The sequence below is a fragment of the Aeromonas sp. QDB18 genome (assembly GCF_027705325.1).
GTDB lineage: Bacteria > Pseudomonadota > Gammaproteobacteria > Enterobacterales > Aeromonadaceae > Aeromonas > Aeromonas caviae.
Genome location: NZ_JAPDBQ010000175.1, coordinates 1 through 8,050, shown reverse-complemented (window position 1 = coordinate 8,050; position 8,050 = coordinate 1). Strand labels below are relative to the sequence as shown.

5 protein-coding genes are annotated in these 8,050 nt (G+C 58.5%); 3 read left to right on the top strand and 2 right to left on the bottom strand.

Annotated elements, in window-relative coordinates; all coding sequences use genetic code 11:
• Positions 1 to 285: 285 nt before the first annotated feature.
• Complete coding sequence (locus tag OKC30_RS18705; RefSeq protein WP_270665160.1) at positions 286 to 969, bottom strand: B3/B4 domain-containing protein; 684 nt, start codon at positions 967 to 969, stop codon at positions 286 to 288.
• A gap of 333 nt (positions 970 to 1,302) precedes the next feature.
• On the opposite strand from OKC30_RS18705, the gene ycaO reads away from it, so the two are divergent.
• The 3 genes from ycaO to pflB all read left to right on the top strand — a co-directional run bounded on the left by ycaO (position 1,303) and on the right by pflB (position 6,618).
• Positions 1,303 to 3,063 carry a 30S ribosomal protein S12 methylthiotransferase accessory factor YcaO gene (gene ycaO / locus OKC30_RS18700; protein ID WP_010674506.1) on the top strand — a complete coding sequence of 587 codons (1,761 nt, stop codon included), beginning with the start codon at positions 1,303 to 1,305 and terminating at the stop codon, positions 3,061 to 3,063.
• 382 nt (positions 3,064 to 3,445) lie between these two features.
• Positions 3,446 to 4,294, top strand: a complete 849-nt coding sequence (focA, locus tag OKC30_RS18695) for a formate transporter FocA (RefSeq protein ID WP_160838525.1) — start codon at positions 3,446 to 3,448, stop codon at positions 4,292 to 4,294.
• 41 nt (positions 4,295 to 4,335) lie between these two features.
• Positions 4,336 to 6,618 (top strand): formate C-acetyltransferase, encoded by a 2,283-nt coding sequence (gene pflB, locus OKC30_RS18690; protein ID WP_010674504.1) that lies wholly within the window; start codon positions 4,336 to 4,338, stop codon positions 6,616 to 6,618.
• A 719-nt stretch (positions 6,619 to 7,337) separates the two neighbouring features.
• Here pflB and OKC30_RS18685 read toward each other — a convergent pair.
• Positions 7,338 to 7,805, bottom strand: a complete 468-nt coding sequence (locus OKC30_RS18685) for a YcgN family cysteine cluster protein (protein WP_109113289.1) — start codon at positions 7,803 to 7,805, stop codon at positions 7,338 to 7,340.
• Positions 7,806 to 8,050: the final 245 nt, after the last annotated feature.

Sequence of the window (8,050 nt, the reverse complement as noted above, 5' to 3'; positions counted from 1 at the left end):
CCAGGGCGGTGAAGATATCAAAGACCCGTTTTCCGGTAAATCGCAATGCGGCTCCGCTTAAGTGAACAGCATTGCGGGTACACCGGCCCCGACGTGGCAAGCTCCAGGGGGCGATGTCAGCCCGGCGTGTTGCTGTGTTCCTCTGCTTGCAGATGTGTTCACAGGCGGTGGGGAAAGGCGGGTGGCACAGACGTGGCATGGCGCGTGATGGCGAGCAAGATCCGCCCCATGACCGCCCGGGCGAGCATGGGGCGCCTCCTTTTATCTTTCCGTCTGCTCCTTCAATCACTCCACCAGCGTCTGCTCGATGCGGGCCCCAGGCATCATCTGCGTGAGACCGGCAATCAGCCTGTCGCCGGCCTCCCACAAGGCTGTGCGCGGCATCGGCGGCAGACACTCCAGAATGAACCACATCCGGGGGGAAGAGAGGCTCAGGCGAGTGCGGATCCCCTGGCGCCAGTTCCAGCGGCGACAGGTGACGCCGAGATCGTCCCGCCACACCACCTCTCCTGGAGCCGGTGCCTCCTGGGTTGGCAGCCCTTCTTTGAGGGTGTCAAAGCATTCTCTGCCATCGGCAATCACCAGGCGCGGCGCTCCCACATAGGCCGCCAGATCCTCCCCGCCCACGGGAATGGCATACTCGATGCTGATGGCGTTGTAGAGATCGACCACGGGATCGATGGCGGGCAAGACGCCATCGCGCAGCACCCGCTTGCGCAGTGCCAGGGCCGAGCAGGGCGTGCGGGCAGGCTTGGCGCCAAACCCCTTGAACACCTGATCCCAGGCGGCCAGATGTTCAAGGGCCCAGGGGGCCTCGTCGGTGCCAAGGGCCGCACATGCCCGGGCCAGGGCCCGCTCCCCCACCAGAGTGTCAATCACGGGGGCGGCTTCCACTACGATGCTGAGGGCACAAAAGCCCGGCGCCAACCTGGCTATCTCGGGGTCTATACGGGGGATCATCGGGAACATTCAGCACTCCTGGTCAAGGTTCATCAAGACGGGGGGGGAACGGGCACGGGCGCTCCCCTCTTTTCCTTCCCCCGCCAACGGTTGACGCCATGATGAAGGGCACAGGGTCATAATAAAATTTACTTTATCTTAATTATGTTAAGTAAAACTGATGACCCAACCCTCTTTCCCATGAAAAATCGCCGCCCCGCAGCGCACCGCCCGGTCCCACTACCACACCCCGCCCATCCAATGCAGGCCTGGGCAAGCCCACACCATTGCCCTGGCCGCTTTCCCCGTCACTCATGCTATTATCTGCGTCCAAACATGAGCCCATAAAATCAGGACATTGTGATGACCGACCACACTTTTATTCCCGGCAAGGACGCAGCGCTGGAAGACTCCATCGAACGCTTCCAGACCAAGCTGCAAGCCCTGGGGTTTGATATCGAAGAGGCCTCCTGGCTCAACCCCGTGCCCAACGTCTGGTCCGTGCACATCCGGGACAAGGAATGCGCCCTCTGCTTCACCAACGGCAAGGGTGCCAGCAAGAAGGCGGCGCTCGCCTCCGCCCTTGGCGAGTATTTCGAGCGTCTCTCCACCAACTACTTCTTCGCCGATTTCTACCTGGGCGAGCAGGTCGCCAATGGCGACTTCGTCCACTACCCGAACGAGAAGTGGTTCCCCATCGAGGGGGATCAGCTGCCCGCCGGTCTGCTCGACAGCTTCACCCGCAAGTTCTACAACCCGGACGGTGAAGTGACCGCCGACATGCTGGTGGACCTGCAATCCGGCAACGAGGAGCGCGGCATCGTCGCCCTGCCCTTCGAGCGCCAGTCCGACCACCAGACCGTCTACATCCCGATGAACATCGTCGGCAACCTTTATGTTTCCAACGGCATGAGCGCCGGCAACACCCGCACCGAGGCCCGCACCCAGGGGCTGTCGGAGGTGTTCGAGCGCCACGTGAAGAACAAGATCATCGCCGAGGCCATCAGCCTGCCCCAGATCCCGGGCGAGGTCATCGCCCGTTACCCCGGCATCAAGGCGTCCATCGATGCACTGGAGGCCGAAGGCTTCCCCATCTACAGCTTCGATGCCTCCCTCGGCGGCCGTTATCCGGTCATCTGCGTGGTGCTGCTCAACCCGAGCAACGGCACCTGCTTTGCCTCCTTCGGCGCCCACCCGCGCTTCGAGGTCGCCTTCGAGCGCACCGTCACCGAACTGCTGCAAGGGCGCAGTCTCAAGGATCTGGACGTCTTCGTGCCGCCGTCGTTTGACAACGAGCAGGTGGCGGATCACCACAATCTGGAGACCCACTTCATCGACTCCTCCGGCCTCATCAGCTGGGATCTGTTCAAGGAAGAGTCCGACTTCGAGTTTGCCGACTGGGACTTCCGTGGCACCTCGCAAGAGGAGTTCGACCACCTGATCGGCATCTTCCACGAGCTGGAGCAGCCGGTCTACATCGCCGACTACGAGCACCTGGGTGTCTACGCCTGCCGTATCCTGGTGCCCGGCATGTCCGACATCTATCCGGTGGAAGATCTGCTGCTGGCCAACAACACCATGGGGGCCCACCTGCGGGAAACCATCCTGGCGCTGCCGGCGCTCGAGTGGGACGCAGAGCAGTACATGGCCCTGTTCGACCAGCTGGATGAAGAGGGTCACGACGAGCGGACCCGGGTGCGCGAGCTGCTCGGCATCGCCGCCGCCAAGGGCACTGCCCTGCACACCCTGCGCGTCGGTGAGCTCAAAGCCATGCTGGCGCTGGCCGCAGGCGACCTGGAGAGCGCCCTCGACCTCATCGACTGGACCATGGAGTTCAACCAGTCGGTGTTCCCGGCGGATCGCGCCGCTTACTACCGCGCCCTGCGCGCCTGCGTCGAGCTTTTCCTCGACGAGGAACGCGACCCCGAGCAGTACCGTCCGGTGTTCGCCCGCATGTTCGGGGAAGAGACCCTGGCACAGGCGTGGGCCAACGCCCGCGGCGAGGCGCGCTTCCACGGGTTGGAAGCCGCCGATCTCTCCCTCTCCCAGTTCCCGCTGCACCAGAAACTGCTGGCCGCTTACGAGAAATTGCAAAAAGCCAAACGAATCCACACCTGGAACTGATATGCTGATATGACGAAGGGGCCCTGAGGGCCCCTTCTGTTTTATGGTCTACGCTTTGGCTGGCCGTGCCACAAAGATGAAATAAAAGACAAAAAATACCTCTTAGGGGGTTGTTAATTTGGCACTCATGGTGCAGTGCGGCCGCAAAGGTGCCTGGCCGGTACTTTTTTAAGGGTGTCCTTTATAAGTTCTTAAAAATCATAAAATTAATAACAGACTCATTTCTGTTTCACCTGAAACCTGATGTAAAGAAACGCTTCCGGATGGTGAAAAATCCTGTAGTAAAATTACATTCACAATCTGTAATTCTTGATCGGAGTCAATTTTGGGGATCAGCCCCTTTGTTATGATTTCCACAGGCAAAATATGCAGGTACTGAGAATTGAAAGCAGAATCTCCCTTTGATTGTCTGAAGCCCGAAGCCATCGCCGCCCTGGCCGAAGACATTACCTATGCCAAGGCCACCAAGCCCGCATACAAGGTCATTCCCCTGGCCATCACCGCTGGCGCCTTCATCTCCATCGCCTTCGTCTTCTATATCACCGTCACCACGGGCTCAAGCGGCATGGCCTGGGGCATGTCCAAGCTGGTGGGCGGCATCTGCTTCTCCCTCGGTCTCATCCTCTGCGTGCTGCTCGGCGCCGAACTGTTCACCTCCACTACCCTCACCCTGGTAGCCAAGGCGGCGAATCGCATCAGCTGGGCCCAGCTGCTCAAGAACTGGGGACTGGTCTACTTCGGCAACCTCATCGGCGGTCTCATCATCGTCGGCCTCATCATCATGTCGGCACAATACACGGCAGCGGATGGTCAGTGGGGGCTGAACGCCATGAAAGTGGCCCAGCACAAGATCCATCACACCTTCTTCGAGGCCGTGGCCCTTGGCATCCTCTGCAACCTCATGGTGTGTCTCGCCGTGTGGATGGCCTTCGGCGCCCGCAGCGCCACCGACAAGGTGATGGTGATGCTGCTTCCCGTCGCCATGTTCGTGGCCTCCGGTTTTGAGCACAGCATCGCAAACATGTTTATGATCCCGGTCGGTATCGCCATCCACAGCGTCGCGAGCCCGGAATTCTGGCAGGCCATCGGCCAAGATCCGGCAACCTTTGCCGACCTGACCGTGTCCAACTTCGTCCTGCACAACCTCATCCCTGTCACCATAGGTAATATCATTGGTGGTGGCGTCATGGTTGGGCTGACTTACTGGTTTATCTTCCGTCGCCATCATTAAGGATGGCGGCAGACACATAAATACCTTGAGAGGTAATGAAAATGGCAGAACTTAACGAACAGTTCCAAAAAGCATGGGAAGGCTTCGCAGCCGGTGAATGGCAGACCTCTGTCAACACCCGTGACTTCATCCAGAAGAACTACACCCCGTATGAAGGTGACGAGTCCTTCCTGGCTGGCGCGACCGAAGCTACCACCAAGCTGTGGGACAAGGTCATGGAAGGCATCAAGATCGAGAACCGCACCCACGCGCCGGTCGATTTTGATACCGACCTGCCCTCCACCATTACCGCTCACGATGCCGGCTATATCGACCAGAGCCTGGAGCAAATCGTTGGTCTGCAGACCGACAAACCGCTCAAGCGCGCCATCATCGCCAACGGCGGTATCAAGATGGTCAAGACCTCTTGCGAAGTGTACGGTCGCCAGCTTGACCCCATGGTCGAGAAGATCTTCACCGAGTACCGCAAGACTCACAACCAGGGCGTGTTCGACGTCTACACCAAAGACATCCTGAACTGCCGCAAGTCCGGCGTCATCACCGGTCTGCCGGATGCCTACGGCCGTGGCCGTATCATCGGTGACTACCGTCGTGTTGCCCTGTACGGTATCGACTTCCTGATGGCCGACAAACTGGCCCAGTTCAAGTCCCTGCAGGCCGATCTGGAAAACGGTGTCAACCTGGAAGCCACCATCCGTCTGCGCGAAGAGATCTCCGAGCAGCACCGTGCCCTGGCCCAGATGAAGGTGATGGCTGCCAAATATGGCTGCGACATTTCCGTACCGGCCAAGACCGCCAAAGAAGCCGTCCAGTGGACCTACTTCGCCTACCTGGCGGCGGTCAAGTCCCAGAACGGCGCGGCCATGTCCTTCGGTCGTACCTCCAGCTTCCTGGACATCTACATCGAGCGTGACCTGCAAAAGGGTCTGATCACCGAGCAAGAAGCCCAGGAGCTGATGGACCACATGGTCATGAAGCTGCGTATGGTTCGCTTCCTGCGTACCCCGGAATACGATTCACTGTTCTCCGGCGACCCGATGTGGGCCACCGAGACCCTGGCCGGTATGGGCGTTGACGGCCGTACCCTGGTCACCAAGAACAGCTTCCGTATGCTGAATACCCTGTACACCATGGGCCCGTCCCCTGAGCCGAACCTGACCATCCTGTGGTCCGAGAAGCTGCCGGTCGGATTCAAGAAGTACTGTGCCAAGGTATCCATCGAGACCTCTTCCGTTCAGTACGAGAACGACGACCTGATGCGTCCGGACTTCAACAACGATGACTACGCCATCGCTTGCTGTGTGTCCCCGATGATCGTCGGCAAACAGATGCAGTTCTTCGGCGCGCGTGCCAACCTGGCCAAGACCATGCTGTATGCAATCAACGGCGGTATGGACGAGAAGCTCAAGATCCAGGTCGGTCCCAAGACCGAAATGGTCACCTCCGAGTACCTCGACTACAACGACGTGATGGATAGACTGGATCACTTCATGGACTGGCTGGCCAAGCAGTATGTCGCCGCCCTGAACATCATCCACTACATGCACGACAAGTACAGCTACGAAGCCTCCCTGATGGCGCTGCACGACCGTGACGTCTATCGCACCATGGCCTGTGGTATCGCCGGTCTGTCAGTCGCCGCTGACTCCCTATCTGCCATCAAGTACGCCAAGGTCAAGCCGGTACGTGATGCCGATGGCGTCTCCATCGACTTCGAAATCGAAGGCGAGTACCCGCAGTTCGGCAACAACGACGCTCGCGTCGATGACATCGCCTGCGACCTGGTCGAGCGCTTCATGAAGAAGATTCAGAAGCTCAACACCTACCGCGGTGCCGTGGCGACCCAGTCCGTGCTGACCATCACCTCCAACGTGGTGTACGGCAAGAAGACCGGTAACACCCCGGATGGTCGTCGCGCCGGTGCGCCGTTCGGCCCGGGTGCCAACCCGATGCACGGTCGTGATCAGAAGGGTGCCGTTGCTTCCCTGACTTCCGTCGCCAAGCTGCCGTTCGCCTACGCCAAAGATGGTATCTCCTATACCTTCTCCATCGTGCCAAACGCGCTGGGCAAAGACATGGAAGCCCAGAAAGCCAACCTGGCCGGCCTGATGGATGGTTACTTCCACCATGAAGCCAACCTGGAAGGTGGTCAGCACCTGAACGTCAACGTGATGAACCGTGAAATGCTGCTGGACGCCATGGAAAACCCGGAGAAATATCCGCAGTTGACCATCCGCGTATCCGGTTATGCCGTTCGCTTCAACTCCTTGACCAAGGAGCAACAGCAAGACGTCATCACCCGTACCTTCACCGCTTCTCTGTAATAGAGTCTCGGAGAACAAAAACCGGCGCCCAGGCGCCGGTTTTTTTATGGCTGTTTGGCAGTGTGCAAGCCGCTTCCCACCTCCCAGGCCCGCTGGCTCGTGGGCTCTGAGCCGCCCCCTCCGCCAGACATTGGCCCCCATCACGCCTCTCCACTGCCCTCCCGCACTTGATGCACGGATGCGCTCATCGGCACTCAGGTACTCAGGTACTCAGGTACTCAGGTACTCAGGTACTCAGGTACTCAGGTACTCAGGTACTCAGGTACTCAGGTACTCAGGTACTCAGGTACTCAGGTACTCAGGTACTCAGGTACTCAGGTACTCAGGTACTCAGGTACTCAGGTACTCAGGTACTCAGAAAAGCAGAGCAGAACCATGCTCGACCACCACGAGTTTTGCATAGCAACCTCGATCTATTCCCTCTCCCCTTGGGAGAGGGTCAGGGTGAGGGGAAACCACTCTACATCGCTAGCAAGCGCCAGAAAGCAACAAGGGCTGCAGAGTGTGAACTCTGCAGCCCTTGTTGTCATGGATGCGGTTTAACGGGTGCTGGCTGCGTCAGAGGCGACCTCTCACGACTTCACGATGCTTTCATCTCACCATGAAGTTTCAAACTGCCTTTATCGCAAAAAACTGATCACTTATATGCCAAAAACTACAAGGGCAGCGGAGTCTCACTCCCCTGCCCCTATAGTAAGCAATAAACGGTGGTTTAAGGCTTAGCTCGCCCAGGTAATGATATGGTCGGCCCAGTCGCCGGCATGTACCTCATGGATCACCTTGCCGCGCACCGACTGACCGGCCTGGTGCATGGCGCTGCGGCTGCCGGTGATAAGGGGATGCCACTCTGGCAGGCTCTGCCCCTCCGCCAGCAGGCGGTAGGCACAGGTAGAGGGCAGCCAGTTGAACTCGGCAATCTTGTCGTGGGTGATCTGCAGGCAGTCCGGCTCTTTCTTAAAGCGGTTGCCATAGTCGGAGCACTGGCAGGTCTTGGTATTGAGCAGGTTGCAGGCCACGTTGGTGAACACCAGCTCCTCGGTGTCCTCGTCGATCAGCTTGTTCAGGCAGCACTTGCCGCAGCCGTCGCACAGGGACTCCCACTCGGCTGTGGTCATCTGTTGCAGGCTTTTTATCTGCCAGAAGGGGGCGGTCTGCACTTCGTTTAACTGCGGCACTTTTTGCTGCATGGCAATGGGCTCACTCAATACGCTGACAAGCGCGTGGTTATACGCCCTATGGCCCGATTTTTCAAGGTTGGCGGCAGTTTCACCTATTAGCTTCAGACAGACACTCCGGAGCAAATCTGCGATACCACAGTCATCCACATCGTTTTTCTCAGGCAAACTGTTTTTACCCTCAGAGATCCCCTCATTTTTAGAGACTCAAATAATTCCAAGTGTGCGGGTATATAAGCGGTGTTGCTTCAGGTAGT

Excerpts from the sequence above, each read along its gene's own strand:
- OKC30_RS18705 (WP_270665160.1), bottom strand. The coding sequence starts at position 969 with ATGTTCCCGATGATCCCCCGTATAGACCCCGAGATAGCCAGGTTGGCG.
- ycaO (WP_010674506.1), top strand. The coding sequence starts at position 1,303 with ATGACCGACCACACTTTTATTCCCGGCAAGGACGCAGCGCTGGAAGAC.
- pflB (WP_010674504.1), top strand. The coding sequence starts at position 4,336 with ATGGCAGAACTTAACGAACAGTTCCAAAAAGCATGGGAAGGCTTCGCA.
- OKC30_RS18685 (WP_109113289.1), bottom strand. The coding sequence starts at position 7,805 with ATGCAGCAAAAAGTGCCGCAGTTAAACGAAGTGCAGACCGCCCCCTTC.